This is a genomic window from Blautia sp. AF32-4BH (genome assembly GCF_003460565.1).
GTDB classification, from domain to species: domain Bacteria; phylum Bacillota; class Clostridia; order Lachnospirales; family Lachnospiraceae; genus Fusicatenibacter; species Fusicatenibacter saccharivorans.
This window is the reverse complement of the sequence record NZ_QTVL01000001.1, coordinates 231,641-253,353: the sequence shown is the minus strand read 5'-3', so window position 1 is coordinate 253,353 and position 21,713 is coordinate 231,641. Positions and strand designations below refer to the sequence as shown.

Annotated in this window: 19 protein-coding genes, 1 tRNA gene and 1 other annotated feature; all 20 genes read right to left on the bottom strand. The window is 48.8% G+C overall.

The window, feature by feature from the left end; all coding sequences use genetic code 11:
- Positions 1-116: 116 nt before the first annotated feature.
- A complete protein-coding gene (locus tag DWZ44_RS01205) occupies positions 117-1,817 on the bottom strand; it encodes a MutS-related protein (RefSeq protein ID WP_117509021.1) in 1,701 nt (566 codons plus the stop codon).
- A gap of 53 nt (positions 1,818-1,870) precedes the next feature.
- Positions 1,871-2,704, bottom strand: a complete 834-nt coding sequence (locus DWZ44_RS01200; RefSeq protein ID WP_117509022.1) for a class B sortase — start codon at positions 2,702-2,704, stop codon at positions 1,871-1,873.
- Positions 2,705-2,755: 51 nt separating this feature from the next.
- Positions 2,756-5,398 (bottom strand): SpaA isopeptide-forming pilin-related protein, encoded by a 2,643-nt coding sequence (locus DWZ44_RS01195; RefSeq protein WP_117804058.1) that lies wholly within the window; start codon positions 5,396-5,398, stop codon positions 2,756-2,758.
- Complete coding sequence (locus DWZ44_RS01190) at positions 5,395-6,567, bottom strand: hypothetical protein (RefSeq protein WP_117509024.1); 1,173 nt, start codon at positions 6,565-6,567, stop codon at positions 5,395-5,397. Before DWZ44_RS01190 ends, DWZ44_RS01195 begins: the two co-directional genes overlap by 4 nt.
- Positions 6,564-7,097 (bottom strand): hypothetical protein, encoded by a 534-nt coding sequence (locus DWZ44_RS01185; protein ID WP_117804057.1) that lies wholly within the window; start codon positions 7,095-7,097, stop codon positions 6,564-6,566. Before DWZ44_RS01185 ends, DWZ44_RS01190 begins: the two co-directional genes overlap by 4 nt.
- Positions 7,098-7,119: 22 nt before the next feature.
- Positions 7,120-7,824, bottom strand: a complete 705-nt coding sequence (locus tag DWZ44_RS01180) for a SipW-dependent-type signal peptide-containing protein (RefSeq protein WP_117760344.1) — start codon at positions 7,822-7,824, stop codon at positions 7,120-7,122.
- Between the two features lie 44 nt (positions 7,825-7,868).
- Positions 7,869-8,438: a signal peptidase I gene (locus DWZ44_RS01175; RefSeq protein WP_117760345.1), complete on the bottom strand. Its 570-nt coding sequence runs from the start codon at positions 8,436-8,438 to the stop codon at positions 7,869-7,871.
- Between the two features lie 116 nt (positions 8,439-8,554).
- The gene (locus tag DWZ44_RS01170; RefSeq protein ID WP_207741833.1) at positions 8,555-9,424 is read right to left on the bottom strand and encodes an amidohydrolase family protein; all 870 of its coding nucleotides are present in this window, start codon (positions 9,422-9,424) and stop codon (positions 8,555-8,557) included.
- 6 nt (positions 9,425-9,430) lie between these two features.
- Positions 9,431-10,027 (bottom strand): histidine phosphatase family protein, encoded by a 597-nt coding sequence (locus tag DWZ44_RS01165; RefSeq protein WP_022462294.1) that lies wholly within the window; start codon positions 10,025-10,027, stop codon positions 9,431-9,433.
- Positions 10,020-10,427 (bottom strand): bifunctional adenosylcobinamide kinase/adenosylcobinamide-phosphate guanylyltransferase, encoded by a 408-nt coding sequence (locus DWZ44_RS01160; protein ID WP_022462293.1) that lies wholly within the window; start codon positions 10,425-10,427, stop codon positions 10,020-10,022. The genes DWZ44_RS01165 and DWZ44_RS01160 overlap by 8 nt, the downstream gene beginning before the upstream one ends.
- Complete coding sequence (locus DWZ44_RS01155) at positions 10,424-11,200, bottom strand: adenosylcobinamide-GDP ribazoletransferase (RefSeq protein ID WP_055226435.1); 777 nt, start codon at positions 11,198-11,200, stop codon at positions 10,424-10,426. Before DWZ44_RS01155 ends, DWZ44_RS01160 begins: the two co-directional genes overlap by 4 nt.
- 1 nt (position 11,201) lies before the next feature.
- Positions 11,202-11,723, bottom strand: a complete 522-nt coding sequence (locus DWZ44_RS01150; protein WP_117509027.1) for a bifunctional adenosylcobinamide kinase/adenosylcobinamide-phosphate guanylyltransferase — start codon at positions 11,721-11,723, stop codon at positions 11,202-11,204.
- Positions 11,724-11,740: 17 nt separating this feature from the next.
- Positions 11,741-12,790: a nicotinate-nucleotide--dimethylbenzimidazole phosphoribosyltransferase gene (cobT, locus tag DWZ44_RS01145; RefSeq protein ID WP_117804056.1), complete on the bottom strand. Its 1,050-nt coding sequence runs from the start codon at positions 12,788-12,790 to the stop codon at positions 11,741-11,743.
- A gap of 35 nt (positions 12,791-12,825) precedes the next feature.
- A complete protein-coding gene (locus DWZ44_RS01140) occupies positions 12,826-15,057 on the bottom strand; it encodes a cell wall hydrolase (RefSeq protein ID WP_117804055.1) in 2,232 nt (743 codons plus the stop codon).
- An 81-nt stretch (positions 15,058-15,138) separates the two neighbouring features.
- A complete protein-coding gene (thrC, locus tag DWZ44_RS01135) occupies positions 15,139-16,623 on the bottom strand; it encodes a threonine synthase (protein WP_055266623.1) in 1,485 nt (494 codons plus the stop codon).
- 209 nt (positions 16,624-16,832) lie between these two features.
- Positions 16,833-17,438 carry a hypothetical protein gene (locus DWZ44_RS01130; RefSeq protein WP_117804054.1) on the bottom strand — a complete coding sequence of 202 codons (606 nt, stop codon included), beginning with the start codon at positions 17,436-17,438 and terminating at the stop codon, positions 16,833-16,835.
- A gap of 15 nt (positions 17,439-17,453) precedes the next feature.
- On the bottom strand, positions 17,454-19,115 hold the full coding sequence (locus tag DWZ44_RS01125) for a 2-isopropylmalate synthase (protein WP_022462286.1): 1,662 nt from the start codon (positions 19,113-19,115) through the stop codon (positions 17,454-17,456).
- Positions 19,116-19,215: 100 nt separating this feature from the next.
- Positions 19,216-19,479, bottom strand: a binding site (T-box leader).
- Positions 19,480-19,604: 125 nt separating this feature from the next.
- The gene (locus DWZ44_RS01120; protein WP_158565809.1) at positions 19,605-20,066 is read right to left on the bottom strand and encodes an extracellular solute-binding protein; all 462 of its coding nucleotides are present in this window, start codon (positions 20,064-20,066) and stop codon (positions 19,605-19,607) included.
- A 300-nt stretch (positions 20,067-20,366) separates the two neighbouring features.
- Entirely contained in the window at positions 20,367-21,395 is a 1,029-nt protein-coding gene (locus DWZ44_RS01115) for a LacI family DNA-binding transcriptional regulator (protein WP_117804052.1), read from the bottom strand.
- Positions 21,396-21,490: 95 nt separating this feature from the next.
- Positions 21,491-21,564, bottom strand: a tRNA-Pro gene (locus DWZ44_RS01110).
- Positions 21,565-21,713: the final 149 nt, after the last annotated feature.

Sequence of the window (21,713 nt, the reverse complement as noted above, 5' to 3'; positions counted from 1 at the left end):
TCCGGCGGTTTTTCTGCCAGATCACGCGATCTGTTTTATCATAACACACAATGAAAAAATGCTGAACCATTTTCGCATATTTTTTCAAAAAAGATCAATTTTTCCCGGCTGTTTTTCTATCTCAGAAACTTATTCTTTTCCCAGCTTCCTGTTGTTTCAAACTCCGCAGCTCTTCTTTCTGCCTGTTTTACAATTTTTTCATCAATTCCCATATTTCCAAGCAGCGCAATCGCATTCTTTCCTCTTGCCGGCCCCTGTTCCAGGCGATACGGGAAAGAAATACTCTGCGCGGTAATCTGCTCTTCAAAATGATAATTGGTATAGAGATCTTCCAGCAGATACGTCAGTTCAGTATCATGTGTTGCTGCAAGACAGAGCACATTTGCACGGCGCAGGGCAGCAAGCACACTCTCTGACGCTGCAATCCGCTCCGTCGTGTTTGTTCCCCGCAGCACCTCATCAATGACGCACAGAAGCGGTGTTTTTTCCCGGCTTGCCTCCAGAATCCGTTTTAAAGATTTTGCTTCCACAACAAAGTAACTCTCTCCCTGTGCCAGATTATCGCGGAGTGCCATGGATGTCATGATCCGGCACACAACACCGCGGTACCGCTTCGAAAGACTCGTGTTCAGTGCCTGCGCCAGAATCGCATTCACTGCCATGTTTTTCATAAATGTGGATTTTCCCGACGCATTCGAGCCGGTCAGCAGAATTCCGCCCTCCGCATACAAACTGTTTGCCACCGGATGTGTCAGAAGCGGATGATAAAGCTCCTCCACATCGATCCGACAGCCCGCCTTTTTCTCATCCAGGAATTCCGGCCGGCAGTAATACGAAAGGCTCTCCCGGTACGATGCTGCAGACAGTGCAAAGTCCAGGAGTCCAAGATCCTCTGCCATCTGCAGAATCGCTTTTTCATACGATTTCACTCCGGAAACAACCGAAGAATACTCGATCAGATCCAGCAGAAAGAACGTATGAAAGTATGCAAAAATCATGTTTGCTGCACCGCCCTGCGATTCTTTCGTATTCACAAGTGTTCTGCATTTTCTTGTAATCGGACGGAGTTGTTTTTCCTGTTCTTCCAGACGCTTCTGATACATTTCCAGTCCGGAAATTTTTTCTTTTCCAAGTTCCCTGGCTGTCCGCTGCAGCCGCAGGATACAGCCAAACGCTTTTAATGCACTCTCCAGCTTTTTGCTCTCCCTTCCATGCATCAGTCCGTTGCCGACCATAGAAGCAAACAGAACAGCCACACCCAGCGGAGGCAGTACAAACAGCAGTCCAATTCCAAGCACAGCAATACCGGCCATCAGAAGATATTTCCCCTTCTCTCCAGGCTCCGCCTCCATCAGTACGGCTATTTCTTCTGTCGGCGGATTCATCTTTTCTTTTCCCATCAAAAGAAGTGCTTTCTGCACTGCTTCTCTGGCTTTTTGGTTCTCTGCAAAAAGCTTCATCAGCCGTTCCCGCTCTTCCCTGATTTCTGTTGTTGTGACCGGCATCCGAAGCGCCGTGTACAGATATTCTTCCCCGCACACCGACACTGTGTGGTCGACTGTGTCAAAAACCGCATCGAGATCCAGGTCATTCCAGGTAATCGCGTCCACGCAGAAGTTTTCCCCTGCTTTTCGTCTCAGACACGCTTCCAGTTTTTCTTTCTTTTCCCGTGCCGTCCGTTTCTCCTGCTTTTTTCCCCATTTCTTCCGCAGTTGTACCAGCTTCTTTTCCTGTTCATTTCTGTTATTCTGTACCATCCAAACTCCCAGCAGTATCAGAACAACAAAAATTCCTGCTGCCGTGTACAGTTCTTTCATGTCTTATCGCCATCCTTTTTCCTGCTCTGTATCATAAGTCTTTTGATTCTGTCTTATTCTAGCACAGAACCCTCTTCCCTTCCAGATTTTGTTGCAAAAATCATCTCCACCGCCGCATGTACAGCCAGTCTCTGTGAACTGCTGCCGTCACCAATGCAGGTGGAAAGGGTAAGTATCTTTTGAACTTTCTTTTCCTCACCGCTGCCAAAGATAATGCTGTTTTCTTTTCTTTCCTGTACCCATGCATTCCAGTCCGCATCGCTCCATGCTCCCAGCCGGTAAACATCACTTTTGGCATCCGTCTCCTCCACACTCCAAATACGGCACTGCCATGCTTCACCCGGCAAATACAGGTACAGATACGGAAATTCCTGTTCCCACGACGCCTCACGATACTTTTTCAATCCTCCGAACATCGTTCCATCCCGCATATTATGCCCATATAAAATCGTGTGACGTTCAGAAAAATCCTCTGGTGTATCACACGGTGCAAAAATACTGCCGTAAATCCGCTCCCTGCAAAACGCATCGTGTGTCAGATAATATGCGTTATCCTGCCCGTGCGCAACCGGAACATCTAAGGCGCAGCCCGGAATCCAGAGCCACGCGCAGATTTCTCTATTTTTTGATCGAAGTCCTGTAAAATCAATTGTCCGAAACAGATTTTGATCTGTACTGCCCGGTTCCTGCTCCTGCACTTCTTCGCTTTTTTCGTTTTCCTCTTTGTTCTCTTCTTTTTCTTCTCTGACATACATCTCCACCGCTTCTTCCTGTTCTTTTCGAATCTGCCGGCTTACCTGAATCTGCGGCAGATACCAGAAAAAAAGCGCCGCCAATGTCAGAACTGCAATCCCTCTTCTTTTTCTGCTGATTTTTTCTCTCTCCATTTTGTTTTCATTCCACCACCCGAACCGATGGTGGAATGTTTTTCCGTTTTGTTATTCAACCGGAATCCGGTTTTTTACAATACTGTTGTGTCCATAATCATCCCAGCGGTATTTCTGATTTTCAAATACAACCTCACTTTCTTTGGGATGTCCGCAAAGATTTACCGATACCGAAAAGACGCGCGCAGGATCTTTTCCATATGCCGGCTCTTCTAGTTTTTTCACGGTAACATTCTTCGTACCTGTCACCTGCATAAGCGAATACCGCAGCACCTTCTTCTCCTGTACCCGGTAATCGTTTCCTGCCGGAATTCCCCGGATCTGTACCGACTGTTCCGTGTAGCCGTCCTGATCTGTCGTTTTCTCCACCTGTGTTTTTGTAAACGTAAGATAGCATTGGTATGTATGTTCTTTTCCATACAGATCCTTTCCCTTCACGGAAAACAGAAACGTTGGATTTCCATGCGCCCATGTAATCTCATCCGCCTTAATCTTCTTTGTAATCGTCAAGGTTTCACATGCAAGATCCTTCATCGTCACGGTCTGCACTTCCTGTTTTGCCTCCAGCACAAACGAAACCGGTTCTGCCGCAAGGTATCCATCCGGCGCGGCCTCCTCCACAAGGACATAAGAACCCGGCTTTAATTTTTCCAGTTCATGCGGGCCGCTTCCTCCTGAAATCCAGCTGTCCACACGGTTTCCATCCATATCTTTTAATACCAGCTTTGCGCCGGAAATTCGTTTTCCGCTCTCTGCATCTATTTTTTCAATTGTCAGATGTGTTCCATCATTTTCGACCGTCACCGACAGTTCCGATTTACCGTCAATTTTTCCGTTTTCTACCACAAATTCCCGGCATGTGCTGTCCAGCAGAAAGCCCTCCGGAGATGCTGTCTCCTGATAGTACCAGACACCGTCCAAAAGTCCCGTCAGCTCAATTTTTCCATTTGCATCCGTCTTTTTTGTCTCATCAAAACTTCCATCTTTCGTCCAGATATGAAAGGCTGCTCCCTGAAGCACTTTTCCGTCTCCCTGACTTACTTTCTGCAGAACAAAACGGTTCTTCCAGTTTGTAAACGTCAGTGTGATCTGTGCGTTTTGTTCCCCGATCGTTATTTTCTTTTCCGTCGGATCCAGCACATATCCATTTGGAGCCGCCGTTTCCCGCACAAGATACGTTCCGTACTCCAGCCCGTTTTTGAACGCCTCTCCATTTTCATCCGTTTTCAGCACAGCTGCTACCGCCTGATCCGGAAACAGCACTGTTCCGTTTACCGTTGTAATTGCTCCGCTCGCAATCACCTGATATGTTGCACCAGAAAGTACTTTCCCTGAGTTTTCTTCCGTCTTTTTTATCTTCAGTGAGCCTGTTTTTCTTGTGTTTTCTGCCTCCAGATGGATCGTCTGCATGCCTTCCTTGTCAATGGAAAATTCCTGCTCCCAGCTTCCTGCATAACCAGCTGGATTCTTTGTCTCCACAACACGGAATTTTCCATTTTCACTGTCTGTATCCAGAATTCCCTCCAGCAGATAAGAACCCGTTTTTTTCACCCAGTTCATCTTTTTGAATTCACTCCAGGTGTTGTTTTTCCAGCGGTACACGGTAAATTCTGCACCCGAAAGAGCTTCTTTTGTCTCTGCATCCATTTTTTTCACTACAAGATCTCCTACTTTCGACAGATGACAGGGAACGTTCGCTGTGTAACCAAATTCCGAAGTATTCCACGGCACAACAGTTATTCCCGTTTCCCGGGATGCTCCATGCCAGTTGTTGTACGTACTGGAAGTATCGTTTACAAAATTATCCGGCCATTTTTTCGGTGCTTTCACTCCGCCGCCGGGACCAGTTACCGCGTCGTTAGTGCCTCCATCATAGAAAATCATCGTCTGGGAATTTCCTTCAAAGGTAACTGTAACCCAGCCTTCCGAATTTTCCGGAGTTGTTCCACCGTCCGGCTCAGAGCCGCGTCTTGCCGACCAGATCGCTTCTGTTCTGGCATCGTAGACGATTCTGGCATCTGCCTCCTTCGTCAGATAGATATGTTCTGTCTCATCAGCCAGATAAAAGCCCTGCTTAAAGTCCAGATCTGAAAGTGTAAAATATCCTTTCACATTCAGCGGATTTCCTTTACTGTCGTAATAAGCAAACCGTACCTTGATCCAGAGCAGACCTTTAATATCAATGACCGGCTTATTGTGGTCAATCGCCACGACTACCGCATCCACGTCCTCATACCCTGATGGTACAACCGTGTTCTGCCAGTCTTCCAGCCAGATCCGCATCGTTACATTTTCCCCGTGGCACTCTCCAACATTCGTATATTCCGCATACATTTTTCCTTTTTTCGACTCCAGCGGCGTGAAGGAACGGAGATTACTCCATCCCTTCACATCGGCCGCCGGCCACCATGTGGAACAGCATTTCGAATGGCTCTCTCCGTTTTTGCAGAACAGATTGTCCCAGGTACTTCCATCTGTACTTCCAAAACGGATTTTTGTCTCACTTCCGATCAGCGGGGTAAAATCATATCGGCCGTCAATAACAGAGTCCGATGATACAACTTCTCCGATTCCGGCTTTCGAAAGAGAAGGAAGACTCGTAAGACTCGAAGCCAGAACATCTTCCCGAAAACAAAATCCCAACAACAGCAGAATTCCTGCGAGAAACCAGAAGCTTTTCTTTGCTCTTTTCATTCTTTCCTCCTTTCAGACCGGCCCGCGGCAAGAAACAGGAAGGCTCCTGTCACGGCAATTCCAATGGGGACCGCTGCTGACGGATCGCGCAGACCTGTTTTTGGCGCGCTGTGCCAGATAGAGGGGCCTTCTTCCTGCGGCAGATCTTCTCCTTCGACAGAAAAAATCCATTTTACCCCGCTTTTCCGAAGTGCCCATTCATTTCCAAGTTCTGACGGCACACGGATTGAAAAACAGATTTCTTTCCGTTCATCTGGACTGCATATTCCAAGACTTTTTGCTGCCCATAGTCCCTCACTCTCTAAATCACCTTCATAAATCACGCTGTCTCCCTCTCGTATTTCCAGTTTCACCTTGGAAAGCAGTTCTTTTTCTGCTTCACTGAGTTCTTCCGGAAGTTCCGTCCGCAGAAAAAATTCTGCACGGCTTGCTGTCGTGTTCACCAGTGTGAACGTATCTTCCCATTCATCTCCCGGCATCAGCACTGGAAAGTTCCGAAAGAAATTGTCGGGTGCCAAGATCAGATTCCGCGCTGCTCCTTCGTACGAAACGGTGAGGAAGCTCTGCTGCGAAACCTCCGAAACGGTATTATCCGCCTCGTGGACACACTGTTCTATTTCCAGTTCTTCTCCCCACGGAGCTTCTGCCGTAAAATCCGGCGTCACATTCGCTGCCTGTACGGCCTCCGCCTGGATTTCAACGGACAGCACCTGTCCCTCCGCCTCACTGGTCCACGCAGATGGAATGGTGATTGTACGGAAAAAATCGACAGATTCCTGCTTTCCCAGCACTTTTGGATAATAATAATACTCTCCTGCTTTCAGCCAGACGTCCTCGATTCCCCCAAGGTCCTCTTCCCCCAGACGGTAATCCTGCGTTTCTTCCTCATCAAACACAGGCTTTACCCGGACATAGCATGGTTCAGCATAATTGGTGATCCGCGGAATTTTTGAAATCACCTGGGAAGGCAGTACAATGCCGTTTTCCGGTCCCTCATACTTCTTTTCTCCATCCCCGTCTTCCTCATATTCCCAGATTCCAATATTTACATCTCCGACAGCTATTTTGTTAATGGTCTCAACACTGCTCCGGTAATATGCATACGTTCCGCTGATTCCCATCAGAAGACTTGCCGCCGCACATCCGATCCTGACGCGTTTTCCTTTCATGTCTGACCACCTCTCTCATAAGCATCCCATGCCTCCCGATAGCCGTGAAATACCATATTCCCCTTCTGGATCTGCACCGATTCCTCATAGACCGAAACCTCAAGTTCTTTCTGTTCCATTTCTTTTGCAACGCGGATTCCGGTAAACAATTCCGTCGTGCTTTCGCCTTCTGAAACCGGTTTTTTGTAATAATAGTAGTCATCTTCTCCTTTTACCCAGTTTTCCGTATCAAGTCCCTCAATCACTTCAATTGGTTCACTGAATATAAGTGCCGCTCGAATATAGCAGGCAACGGAACCTTCATTTCTGATTTTTACTCTCTTTACCACACTTTTCCCTGGCGGTACGGGCGTCGGTGTCGGAAATTCTTCATCGATAGTACTTGTATTATGTCCGAACACCATACGATTCCAGACACTCTCGTGATCTGTAAAATACGCCGAAGTTCCCGGCAGCAGCCAAATGGCTGCCGCCATCGTACACCCGGCCGCACCCGCAAGGAAAAACAGCCGTTTCGTCTTTTTCTTCATCTTTTGTCCCCCAGAAAACTGCTTAAATTCCAGGTGCTTCTGTCTGTTCCGGCTCCGACTGCGGTGCCGTTACCTGCCCCTTCTGCCCATTATTCTGATTTACATACTTCTCCCAGGCCTTTGCTGCCCGCTCGGCAGCCGTACTTCCCTCACCGGTATTCAGCGCCTGGATTGCATAATAATTGATCGGAATATCGACCTCTTTTTCATCCAGCTGCCCTTCCACGATATTAGCTGCTGTCACGCTCGTAAATAAAGGATCCGTCGCTTTGCCAGCTGCGAGCACTTCATTGTAGAGATATGTATATACCATCGAATTGTTCTGTTTTTTCTTGTACATCAGCACCCATTTTTTCGAAAGCTGATTCATCGAAAACAGTTCCGTATCGACGGCTGCCCCGCCGTTTAAACGGTTTCCGGATGTATCTGCAACGATCACTTTTGCGATTGGTATGGAAACATCCATATAAACGTAAGAATCATTTTTACCTTTATTTTTGATACGCGGGTCCTTCGGAATCACCTGGGTCGGCACGATATGATTGGTCTTTCCGTCCGGATCTGGTGCGTACGATGGTTCATTTCCTTCGATATCTACTTTTCCCACAACAAACTGGTTCGTCACAGAATCCTTATCCGTCAGATACGCCAGTGTTCCGCCCGCTGCCAGGGCTCCTGTCAGAAGCAGTGATGCTGCCCAGAATACGATTTTCCGCTGTTTTTTCATAGATCAATTCCTCCTGTTTTCCTAAATAATTTTGCTAATTCTTTTTATAACTTGTTTTCCTGCATGATTTTTCTACCGTGCCAAAGCTGCCGGATTGTAAAAAGCATCACCGCTCCCACGGCCAGAAAAAAGAGTGTTCCTCTCTGCCGGAGCCAGACGATACCAAAGCCAAGCCAGGGAAGAGCTACGATCACATTCCCGATCACCTGTTTTTCCAAAACGATGCCTGCATCTTCCTCCGCGTTGGCATCCCCCTTAGTACAGTATCCTTCCTCGCTCTTTTCCACGATCCGGTGTGTCACCACCATATTTCCTCTCCGGTAGGTAATCACATCCCCCGGATTCCATTCCTTCTTCCGTCCATCCACAACCACAACAGATCCCGTCGGGATCTCCGGTTCCATGGACCCGGACAGTACGACATAGGCGCAGAAATACTGCATCAGATACCATCCCGCCGCCAGAAAAAGGAAGGAAAGAAAGCCCTGCAGCCCCAGTTTTCCTTTTGCTTTCATTTGCTCCCTTCCGTCGATGCGGACATCCAGACTGTCATTTTTGCACGCAAAAAACAGAGGATAGCATTTACCCTCTGTCTCAGAATATCCCTGTTTCATTTTCTCTAAAGTTCTTGTAAAAGTGATTTAAACTTACCATAGTCCGGGCGAAAGCGCAAGCATTGTCTGCCCGTTTAATTCTAAATTTTTTCTAAAGCCTGAAACGCAGAAAATTTTCAGAACTTTTCCCGGATCTTTTTTTCTCCAAACGCAAGCCGCTTTTCCAGCTCCTGCCCATTTTCTGCCCCAAGGATTTTTCGCATTACACTCTCTTCTTCCCGGATTCCTTTTCCGTGAAGTACGCCGTATGCGCCGGCATCACTTCCCGCCGCAAGCACAACGTCCTTTTCAAATGCGAGCTGCAGACCTTTTTTCTGCGTCTCAAAAATCCACGCCAGCGTTTCAGCCGGATATCTGCCGTTCTCCAGAAGATTCGAAACCGTCACAATTGTCGGCACCCAGATTGTTGCATGCTCTGCCATACAGCAGATGCTCTCTTCATTCTGAAAGTTCCCGTGCTCAACCGAGTCCACGCCTGCCTCTGCCGCATCCATCACAGCCTGTGCGCCGTTCACATGCGCCATCACAGAAAGCCCCGCATCATGCGCCGCAGCTGTCATTGCAAAAACCTCTTCCCTGGAAAGCGGCTCACTGGTCACATGCCCCTTTGTCGCGAAATCCAGGATTCCCGTCGTCATGATCTTGATAAAATCTCCGCCCGCACGGCGTACTTCACGCACAAGCGCGCAATACTCTTTCCCGTCTGAAAATGCGCGTCCGACAATTTTTCCATAACGGCCCGCCCTGTGAATCGCAAAAACCGGTGTGCGGTATGTGATCCCGTACTCCGGCGCAAGGCTCCGTGCAAGAACACCCGCCCCGTACGGATCTCCGCCGTCACGCACATAGGAAATCCCTGCCTTCTGATACGCCGCCAGATGTTCCCGGATCAGATCCTCCCGCGGGCCGTTTTCATGCGCTGCCGCCGCCTTTTTGTAATCCACACCGTCCATAAAAATATGGGCATGGCATTCTGCTGTCACCATTTTTGTTTACCGCCTTATCTCCGATTCCACCACAGCTTCTCTGCGGCCCATTTTCCAGTTCTGCTCCGAGAGATACAGATGATATCCACAGCCGTTTTCTACTCGCCAGTCATAGTAACTCTTCTGTGGCACGCCGTACTGCTCAAGGATACTCATGATCGTGCCTCCGTGCACCACCATCGCCACGTTACGGTAATGGCGGCGGATACACGTATCCACCATCTTGTCAAAGCCGGCGATGCAGCGGTCCTTGAACTGCTGCGGGCTCTCACCGCCCGGAAAGGCAAGCGTCGCCATGGAATCAATCCACTCCTGGTATTTCGGATTATCTTTTAATTCCTGATAATTTTTGTTCTCAAACTCACCAAAATTGCACTCTGCAAATTCCGGGATTTTGACCTGTTTGGCATACGGATACAGAATGTCTGCCGTTTCCAGACACCGTTTCAGCGGGCTGACGAACAGAAGCTCAACGGTATCCATCGTCCGCTGTTCCAGCTCTTTTTTCCCTTCCTCACACAGTGGTTCATCCGTCACGCCGATATACCGTCCTAATGTATTGCCATAGGTTTTTCCATGGCGGATCATTGCAATTTTAATCATGTTTTTCCTCACCTTTCAGCAGGATTCCGATTCCGCACACCACACGGGTTACCGAATCAGCCTTTGCTGCCAGCTCCGTACAGATGCGCCCCGTCTTTTCCCGCCATTTCCGGTCGAAGGGTTCGATCGGAACCACTCCGTAACCGAGTTCATTCGTAACAATGCAGATTTCCGGATTTTTCTGCAGCAGTTCTTCCAGTTCTGCTTCCGGTGCAGTCCCGGTCTCCTCTTCCAGAAGGAGCCATCTGCGGACCAGTTCCTGAAAATCATATACGCCGGAACATGCCGACAGCTCCTCTTTCGAAACTGCTGCCCCATCGGCCCATCCTGTTTCTTTTCCGGTCATCTTCTTTGCAAAGTCAAGCTTTCCCTGAAAAGCCCCTCCAATTACTAATTTCATTTCCAGTTCTCCATTCCAAGAGAAAGTACCACAAGAGACAGGAGCTGTGCCAGCTCACAGAGCGAAAGGAAATAGCCTGCGAGATCTCCTGTAATTCCTCCAAAATACTTACTGCTTTTCCATTTATAATAACAGAATACCAGTGCCGATACAACCAGTACATCCAGTGCCGCCCAGACGCAGAACGAAGCTGAGAGCGCCGTCACGGCAAAAATCGTCACAACAAGCACCGCCGCCGTTCTTTTTTTCTCTGCGCTCATGCCAAACGCTGCCGCTGTTCCTTTCGGATTGGCATTTGGAAAAAACGCGATCGAAAGACCGCTGAACGATCTCGAAACTGCGAAGCCAAATGCATACGCCGGAAAAATCTTCCAGACAAGTTCTCCGGCTGCGCCCGCGTACAGTACAAAATACAGACATCCCATAATAATCGCAAATGCTCCGGCGTGCGGGTCTTTTAAGATTTCCAGTCGGCGCTGTTTTTCTCTCCAGGAACTTAACGCATCCATCGTATCCAGATAGCCGTCGAGGTGAATGCCGCCCGTCACCAGAACCGGAACTGCCGTCAGCACTGCAGCCCGCAGCATGCTTCCCGCGCCAATCTGCTGCAGCAGCCAGAAAAGCACCGCCGAAACTGCACCGACAGCCAGTCCGACCCACGGAAAGAAACACAACGCATATTTCATGTTCTCTTTTTCCCAGTCTGCCGGCGGCATCGGGATTTTCGAGTACATGGCAAACGCCACTTTAAAATTATTCCATATCGTTTTCATCTTATTCTTTTTTTATTCTGACGGGAATCCCATACACAACCTCGGTCACACAGTCCGCCATCTCTGCCAGACGTACATTAATGTTTCCCAGGATCCGCTGGTATTCCATCGTCTCCTCCTCATATCGGTATCCGTCCGAAAAAATTTCATTCGTCACCAGAACCAGATTCCGCGCCTGATTGGCCAGACGGGAAACGCCCGCAAGAATTTCCTCCTCCGTCCGCGCTTTTCCCGCCCCGGATGGATCAAATATTTCATTTGCCGTGAGATTCGACATACATTCGAGCAGCACATCGCTTCCCGGTTCCAGCTCCACTTCTTTTAAATTCGTATAACACTCAATCGTCGAAAACTTCTTTGCCGCGCGCATCTTCCGGTGGCGTGCAATACGCGCCTGCCCTTCCGCACCGAACGGCTGCATCGTTGCGATATAAACCCTCCGTGTTCCGCCAAAATCCAGAATACACTGCTCCGCATACGCCGATTTTCCGCTGCCGCTGCCGCCTGTAACCAGATGTATCATCGTTTCACCTGCCTTTTTTAAGTCAGCGGCACATACGTTTCGATCTGTGCCTCGTCAAATGTCGCCATGCCGCGGTATACGGCATTTGCCTGATCCAGAATCGGGAAAAGCATGATGGCGCCCGTTCCCTCGCCCAGACACATATCGCAGTGCAGGAAGGCTTCTTTTCCAAGCTCTGCAAGCAGCAGATGCGCCGCCGGCTCCTTCGATACGTGCGAAGCGATCATATAGTCCTTTGCGAACGGTGCAATCCGTGCAGCAAGAAGCGCTGCCACACAGGAAATAAAGCCGTCCATCACAACCGGAACGCCATGTGCAGCCCCTGCAAGAAAGACACCCGCCATGCCGGCAATGTCAAAACCGCCGACCTTTGCCAGCACATCGATGGGATCGGACGGATCCGGCTGATTGATGGCAATTGCTTTTTCAATCGCTGCAATTTTCCGCGCAAGACCTTCACTCGAAAGCCCGGCGCCCCGTCCCGTCAGTTCCGGAACCGGCTGATTCAGGAAAACGGCTGCCATTGCACTGCTCGTCGTCGTATTTCCAATGCCCATCTCACCGGTTGCCATCAGCTGATAGCCCGCCGCAATTTTTTCTTCCGCCACGGCGATTCCTGTTTCAAGCGCACGAACGGCCTCTTCCCTTGTCATCGCCGGACCTTTTGCCATATTTTTTGTTCCATACGCAACTTTATACCGCGGAACCTTCGTATCGCGCGCCATTCCGATATCAATCGGAAACAGATCCGCATGCGCACCGCGGCAGAGAATGGCTGCTGTCGCCTTCTCCTGCAGAAAATTTTCCGCAACTGTCGCTGTCACTTCCTGACCGCTCTGCGTCACGTTTTCTTCCACAACGCCATTGTCCGCACAGAACGTCAGAAGTGCTCTTTTTTCAATCGAAATCTTCTCTTTTCCGGTGATTCCGGCAATCTGGATGAGCACGTCCTCCAGCTTTCCGAGGCTGTGGAGCGGCTTTGCAATGCCGTCCCAGTGAGCCTTGGCACGATCCATCGCCTCTTTCGAAAGCGGATGGATCTGTCCGATTGTTTCCTGTAATGTCATCTTTTGTTCGCCCCTTCTTTCGATATGACGTCCGATCAGCTCTGTTTTTTCACCCAGTTCACAAAGAAAATATGGGAATCTTCCCGCGCTGTTCCGCTGGAAGTTGTCCATTTATAGGTGTATGTATATGTCACACATTTTTCTTTATCCATATTCAGATTTTCAAATGCTTTCGGAGTCATGAAATATAGATAATCAAAATCATCTCTCGTATCGCCAAAGCCCGGGATCACACGTTTTGTGCCGTTCTTCAGATATGCATCCATGATCGACCGGGATTCATCCACTGCACCGTAGGCTCCATTATTTTTCAGCTGATTGATGATCGAACTGCTCTGCTCCGCAATTCCCGTCAGATAGTTTGTCAGACTTCCGTTCCGCGCCGGTTCAAACTGCTGCTGTTTATAAATCGCTGTGCGGAGCGAAATATTCTGTGCCGCCATCCGGTTCCGGATGACCATCGCAACTGCCGTCATACCGGTTTTTCTCTGGACACCCGCCTCCGCACTGCAGATAGCCGCAAAGAAATCACGGTCACTCACAGACGGATCCGTGTAATACTGATGCTCCATCGTATAATATTTTCCGCTTACGCTGTCCTTTGCACGCACATACTGGCTCGAGCCGAGAATGCACACTCCGTTTTCGTCAAAGCTGTAGTACCAGTTGCTGCTGTTCTTTTTCAGCAGAGCGTAATACGATTTTACCATCTTTCCGTCGCTTCCAAAGTAATACCAGCCCGTCTGCGGATCACCGCTTACCATCCGTTTCTGTGCATTGAGCCACTGGTTCTTTGCCATGCCTCCCCAGTCTTTAAAGTAATAGGAAGCGCCGTTAATAGTCCGCTCTCCCGTCACCATCACGCCGTTGGCATCGGCATAGTAACTGTTGTTTAAATGCGTAAAGAAGGTATTGCGGTACATCGCACCATTTTCCCGGAAGTAATACCACTGGTTCTCTTTCGAAAGCCAGCCCGTCACCATCTTTCCATCCGCATCGGCATAATACGTTTCACCGCCAAGCTGGAAAAAGGTACTACGGTACATGCCGCCCCAGCCCCGGAAATAATAATACGTACCATTGATTTTCTGCCAGCCGGTTACCATCTTTCCATCTGCATTCACACGATATGTATTGTTGTCATATTCAAAAAAGCGGTCAAAATACTGCTCTCCGGTTTCATCAAAATAGTAATATGTACTGCCCTGCTGCAGCCAGCCGACGGTCAGTTTTCCATCTGCAGCCGCATGGCAGACACTCGTTCCGTTTTTGATGAATGCATTCTGATACATGCCGCCCCAGTCCTTGAAATAGTACCAGTCACCGTCGATCTGTTTTTTTCCGACAGCCATCTTTCCGTTCTCATCGGCATAGTAAAGTGCACTTCCTGTCGGTGCTTTGAAAAAGGTGCTGCGGTACATGCCGCCCCAGCTTCGGAAATAATACCAGGTTCCATCCTGCAGCAGCCAGCCGGTCGTCATCTTTCCATCCGTATCAACATGATAAATATTATTTTTATGCGTCAGAAAGGTATTTCGTGCCATGCCGCCCCAGCTTCGGAAGTAATACCAGATCCCGTCAATCTGTTCGAACCCGGATGCCATTTTTCCATCCGCATCAACATAATACGTATTCTTGTCATACTCAAAAAAATGATTCCGGTACATCGCGCCCTGATCATCAAAATAATAATACACATCATCGATCAGTTTCCATCCGGTCGCCATTTTTCCGTCCGCATCAGAATAATACGGTACATTTTTCACGGTGTAAAAGGCATCCCGGTAAACACCGCCCCAGCTTTGGAAATAATACCAGGATCCATCAAGTTTTTTCCAGCCGACCGCCATTTTTCCGTCATTATTCAGGTAGTAACGGTTCTTGTCGTACTCTCTCCAGGCTCCTTTGACAATGGTACCATCCGGATCCTTAAAATACCAGATCCCGTTCTCATTCACCCATGGGTAATAGCTTCCAGCCTGCACGGATACCGCCGTCTCTTCGGGCTTTCCGCTCTGTACTTCTGCCGCCGGAAGATCCGAGGCGGCATTTTCCGCTGTCGAATCCGGCGTCTCCGTTTCTGTCATCTCCGGCGTATTTTCGTCTGTGGTTTCCGCCTCCGATGTTTCTTCTGTTTCTTCCTTTGTAACAGCAGAAGCCTCATTTACCAGACTCTGCTCTGTGCCTGCTCCAAATACGTTCGCAGCACTGACAGCGGTTGTCACGCAAGCTGCCGCCAGTACTCCCCTGATTACTTTATTTTTCATTATTTATTCTTCTCTCCCTGCAAAAACAGGCAAAGCCTGCTGTGTGCTCTGCCTGTTTTTAAATTCTGTTCCTGCTTTATCTTATTTCAAAAACGCCCGAACAGTCTCCGGCATCTGATCTACATCACACTCTGTCGTATGAAGCACCGGTGCAGTACGGATTTCTTCGATCGCACGCGGAATCTCGGTATTGGCAAGTGCAGACAGCTTGTCTACCTGCTCCAGTACCGGAAGGGTGTCATACTCCGGTGCAATCGCTGCAAGAACGCTGCTTGTAAATTTATACGGGCTTGCGGTAGATGCGATGACGGTCTTGGTTTCGTCATAGGTTTCCTCGCGGTATTTTCCGTATACAGCCGCTGCAACCGCGGTATGGGTATCAATCACATATCCGGTATCGCTGTACAGTTTTGCAATCGCGTCTGCTGTCTCCTGTTCGGATGCATAATTGCCGTAGAAGTCTGCCAGCTCTTTTTTCATCGCATCGGTGATCTCATATTTTCCGTCCTTTGCAAGATCCTGCATCAGCTCGCGGTCTGCTGCTTCGCTGTTTCCGGCGATGCGGTAGATCAGACGCTCCAGATTGCTCGAGATCAGGATATCCATGGACGGTGATGTTGTCAGAATAAAGTCTCTGTTTCTGTCGTAAACGCCGGTGCGGAAGAAGTCAAACAGAACTTTGTTCTCATTGGAAGCGCAGATCAGTTTTGCGATCGGCAGTCCCATCTGTTTTGCATAGAATGCAGCGAGAATATTTCCGAAGTTTCCGGTCGGAACGGTTACATTGATCTTTTCTCCGTCTGCAATCTCTCCGTTTTTCACCAGGTTTGCGTAAGCATATACGTAGTAGACGACCTGCGGAACGAGTCTTCCGATGTTGATCGAGTTTGCAGAGCTGAACTGGAAGCCTTTATCTGCCAGCTCTTTTCCAAGCTCTTTGTCGTTAAACATTTTCTTCACGCCGGTCTGTGCGTCGTCGAAGTTTCCGTGGATGGCTACAACGTGGGTGTTCTTGCCCTTCTGTGTTACCATCTGTTTTTCCTGAATCGGGCTTACGCCGTTCTTCGGGTAAAATACAATAATTCTGGTACCCGGCACATCTGCAAAGCCTGCCATTGCTGCTTTTCCGGTATCTCCCGATGTAGCAGTTAAGATGACGATCTCATTTTTCACGCCGTTTTTCTTTGCGGCGGTCGTCATCAGATGCGGCAGAATGGAAAGTGCCATGTCCTTGAACGCGATCGTTGCGCCGTGGAACAGCTCCAGATAGTAAACACCGTCTGCTTTTGTCAGCGGTGCAATTTCCTCTGTGTCAAATTTCGCATCGTATGCGTTTGCAATACAGTTTTTCAGTTCATCTTCTGTAAAGTCGGTAAGAAAACGGCTCATTACCTCGTATGCTACTTCCTGATAGCTCATAGCCGCAAGTTTTTCCATGGGAACATCCAGTGCTGGAATGGAGGTCGGTACAAATAATCCGCCGTCGTCGGACAGACCCTTTAAGATTGCCCGGGATGCAGTTACGGTTTCTCCATTGCCTCTGGTACTTTTGTATAATACTTCCATGCTCTTTCTCTCCTTCACTTTGACTCCCGGCAGAGCCTCTCTGACTCCTGGCCGGATACGTTTCAGATTAGTTTTACCTGTACGCTTCCTTTTATTATAATGGATGAAGTATGAAAAAACAACAAAAATATACAAAAAATGACTGTGCACAAAAATGCACAGCCATTTTCCACCATTCTGCCAAAATATTTTTTGTCAGAATGTATGATTTAATTTTCGTCGGACTCCTCCGTTTTTGCTTCGCCGTCTTCTAAAGCCGGAGCTTCCCTTTCTGTCTCCTCGAGTGCGAGTGCCTCTTCCTCTTTTTCCGCATTCTCTGCGATTCTATCTTCCGCCCAGGTCACAAACGCTGCCGCGTCTCCGATTTCAAAGCGTTTCTTATCGAGAAAGGTGCTTCTGCCTCCGATGGTGATGCGGATAAAGTTGTCAAACTCCGTCACCTTTGTCAGCTCTTCGAGCGGAATATCAGTGCTTCTGCCCTCTTTTTCGTATGTCATTGTGAGCACCTGCTCAGTAAAACGAAGGGTACGTTCTCCAAGGAGTCCTCTCTTTTTGCATTTTTTCATCTGTGAACGTGCCATCAGATTCGGCAGAAACGTACACAGAAGTGCCATCAGAATGGAGATTCCAAGATTGAAGAAGTCTCCCGGCATGATAAATCCCCGCGCTGCTGCACCGTAGATCATAAAAGCGATCGCAGCCACAACAGCAATCCCTGTAATGATCCGCAGTACCAGACGTACTTTTTTTATCTCGGTGCCGTAAATCTCCACAAACATTCCTTTGGTGTATTCAATTTTGTTTTTAAACAGCATATGCTCTCTCTTTTCTTATCGGTTGTTGATTGCAGTTACCAGCGCGTCGATGGAAGCGCGGATGATATCCGGATCTACGCCTGCGCCCCAGGAAAGGATTCCGTCCGGCTTTTTGATGCCGACGTAGGCAATTGCCTGTGCACTTGAGCTCTGCTCCAGCGCGTGCTCCGTATAGCTGACCAGATCATACTGCAGATTGTACTGCTGTTTCAGCGCGTTGCTGACAGCATTCAGACGGCCGTTTCCTTCTGCATATACAGTTGCATACTCACCGCCCTCGTAATTGGAGGTAACCTGTGCTTCAATTCTGCCCTCATCGAGCTGTTTAAAGTGAACGCCGTTGATGTTGTACGGTGTCGTTACGTTCTCGAAGGTATCTTTAAAGAGTTCAAAGATCTCATCCGGACGCAGCTCTTTATGCAGATGATCGGAAACGGATTTTGCGGTATAGCTCATAGCCTCGCGCATCTTCGCCGGCAGATTCAGGCCGTATTTCGTCTCCAGAATATAGCCGACACCGCCCTTTCCAGACTGGCTGTTGATGCGGATGACGTCTGCATCGTAGTTTCTTCCGATATCGGTCGGATCGATCGGCAGATACGGAACGGTCCAGGTATCCGGTGCTTTCTCCTCGATCCAGTGCATGCCTTTTGCGATCGCATCCTGATGGGAACCGGAGAAGGCTGCAAATACGAGAGATCCGCAGTACGGGCTTCTCGGGTTGATGCTCATACCGGTGAAGGATTCAAATGCATGGCAGAGTTTCGGCATATCGGAGAAGTCAAGCTCCGGATCGACGCCCTGCATGTACATGTTCATGCCGACCGTGATAATATCCACGTTTCCGGTTCTCTCGCCGTTTCCGAACAGCGTTCCCTCGATACGGTCTGCTCCGGCAAGGATACCCATCTCTGCATCGGAAACGCCGCAGCCGCGGTCATTGTGCGGATGAAGGGAAAGAACGACATTATCGCGGTATTTCAGGTTTTTGCTCATGTATTCCACCTGGCTTGCATAAACGTGCGGCATGGAAAGCTCCACGGTGCTCGGCAGGTTGATGATGGCTTTGCGGTCTGCAGTCGGCTGCCATACGTCGAGAACGGCGTTGCACACCTCAAGCGCATATTCCGGCTCGGTTCCGGTAAAGCTCTCCGGGCTGTACTCGAAGCGGTATTTCTCGCCGGCCTCTTCTGTCAGCTCTTTTAAGAGCTTTGCTCCCTCAACGGCGATTTTCAGGATGTCTTCTTTCGATTTTTTGAAGACCTGCTGACGCTGTGCATAGGAAGTGGAATTGTAAACGTGAACGATGGCATTCTTGCAGCCCTTTAATGCCTCGAAGGTCTTGCGGATGATATGCTCTCTCGCCTGGGTCAGAACCTGAACGGTTACGTCATCCGGGATCAGATCCTGCTCGATCAGGGTGCGAAGGAATTCGTACTCGGTCTCAGATGCTGCCGGGAAGCCGACCTCGATCTCTTTGAAACCAACCTCGACGAGGAGTTTGAAGAATTCTACCTTCTGCTCCAGGCTCATCGGAATTACAAGTGCCTGGTTTCCGTCACGAAGGTCAACGCTGCACCATACCGGTGCTTTGTCAATGCTGTCTTTTTCTGCCCAGTCCATGCACGGAACCGGCGGCATATAATACTGTTTCTGATACTTCTTTACATTCATCATGATTTTTTCCTCCCAGAAAGTGAAATACAATTTATTCTGCCGACATAAATTCGGGATGAAAGCATAAAAAAATCTCTCATCTTCTGTGTCGGCTTCTGACACAAGAGACGAAAGACTTGATATCTTACGCGGTACCACTCCTGTTTTACAGAGATTTTCTCTGTACACTCTGCGGATACGGATGAAACATCTGCATATCCTGCCCTTCTAACGGTGGGTTTCCGTCTGCACCTACTCTTTTTATTCTAAATTTGGGAGCAGCGGCTCTGAGGTCAGTTCCACGGAATTCGTCTGCTGTTTCGCATCACCCAACAGCTTTCTGGATTCGGAAGCTCCATGTAGTATTCCTCTTCTTTGCCTTTTTCCTAACTTGGCTCTTATGTTACCATTTTTCTCCATCTCTGTCAAGCGCAAAACGCAGGATTCCGTAAAAATACACCCGCCGGAAAGGAGGCTCCGGCGGGTGCTCTAACACATGATTTCGTTGTTTTATTTGTTGTACTCTTCCAGGTATTTCTGGTAATCCTCTACCTGTTTTCCGTGGATTTTCTTGAGCTCATCCAGCTCATCCAGTGTAGTCGGAACAGCCAGTCCTAAGTTGTCCAGCCAGTCTTTCCGGATCCACAGAGTCTCACATGCCGGCTCTGCAACGTCGCCCGGGATACGGTAAATTCCGTTGTCTCCGGATGCATAGAACATAACGCCAGGATCTACGCTGTTGTAGTAGTCAACCATGTTGGTGTATTTCTTCATATACGGAGAAACATCCATCAGAAGGCCTGCGTCTACCCATTTCGTATAGTCAGCTTCCATGTTCCACCACCAGATGATGTCCGGTCGCTGTGTCTCATCGCCCATCAGAAGGGAAATTTTGGATGTTGCATCCGACCAGCCCGGCAGTGCGATGATATCGATATCCAGGTTGCAGCGGTCCTCCGTCCATTCCTGCATTTCGCTCTCTCCCTTCCTTCCGGCGATATAATGCATTATTTTGCACTATTATTTTTTAATGTGTGATATTAACGAGGTTTTTATTCTTGCGTTTTTGTCATTTTTGTTCAGTTTAGCTTTCCTTAAATGCACCATTTTGCATTATTAATTAGTGTTTTTCTACATGGCATTTATGCACGAATTTGAATCATCGCAAAAAGGGAGCCGGAAACGCCCCGGCAGACGGTTTTTCTTCTCGTCCGCCGGGGCGTCCCTGGCTTTCTTTCTTTGTTCACTTTTTCCTGTTTTTTCTATTTCTTTCTATCCCTGGCGCTTGCACGAGGAACGGCGCACCACAACCTCCCCCGAAACGAGAATCCGTTCTTTCGGCGCTTCCGGGTGCTCCTCCCGCCATAAAAATTCATGCACCATACGGCGGCCAAGCCACTTCGTATCGACATGAACGGTTGAGAAGAACGGATACAGCATCCGGTCCTCATCATCATCAAATCCGGTCAGTGCCACATCCTCTGGCACGCGCACGCCGATTTTCCGGAAGGATTCTGTCAATCTTTTGGCGATCATATCGTTGCCGCAGACAATCGCTTCCGGCAGTGTATCGTAGCTCGCCACAATCTTGTCAAAATTTTCCGGGTAATAAAAATGATCGCTCTCCATATTGGGGCGCACAAGCTCCTCATCGAGCGGAATGCCCGCCTGTTCCATCGCTGCAAGGAAACCGACATACCGGTCATGCATCGACTCATACGTGCTGCTGTGCTCACTTAGGAAACCGATCCGCGTCATGCCCTGCCCGATCAGATGGGACGTCAGAAGACTCACCGGCTGCACACCGTCCACACGCACGATATCGCCCATCGGCCGCTGTTCGATGCCGCAGTAATGGTCGAGCTGAAAGATGCGGTAACCCAGATTTACCAGTTTCTGCATATATTCCGGCGGCAGCATTTTAATGCAGAAGATCGCATCGATATTTTCATTCAGGCCGAGCGGCAGAATGCCGTTCTCCTCCTCCCGCTCCGTCACGACCGCAACGCGCGTCTGACAGTTATTGAGGCTCGCCTCCTCGGAGATGCCGCTCACGACACGGTCCCAATAAACAGCGGCATCCCGCGTACGCAGAACCATAATATTGTAATGCTTCTCCTGCGGTGCCCGAACTTCTTCCACATATACATTTTCGCCCAGATAGCCATTTCTTTTCGCCATCCGAAGAACTCTCTCCCGCGTCACCGGAGCTACCTTCGGATCATCCTTTAATGCCATGGCAACCGTATTCCGGGACAGTCCCAGCTCCTTTGCCATACTCTGTATCGTTACTTTCCCCATAACTTCCTCCCTGTTTTTTCTGCGCAATTCATTTTTCTTCCGCACACGTCTTTGTCCGTAAGAAAAAAAGTGCCGTAAAACGACACTCTTACCGATCGGGGCAACAGGATTTGAACCTGCGACCTCACGGCCCCCAGCCGTGCGCGCTACCAAGCTACGCCATACCCCGTAATCATGTTTTCATTATACCAGCGAACTTCTGAAAAATCAATGTTATTTTTCCCTCTCCCGTTTCATTACATTCATTTCTTTATTTCGTGTCATATTCTCTTTTATTTTACTATATTGTCACTTTTTCTTTCTGAATATGTAATTTTT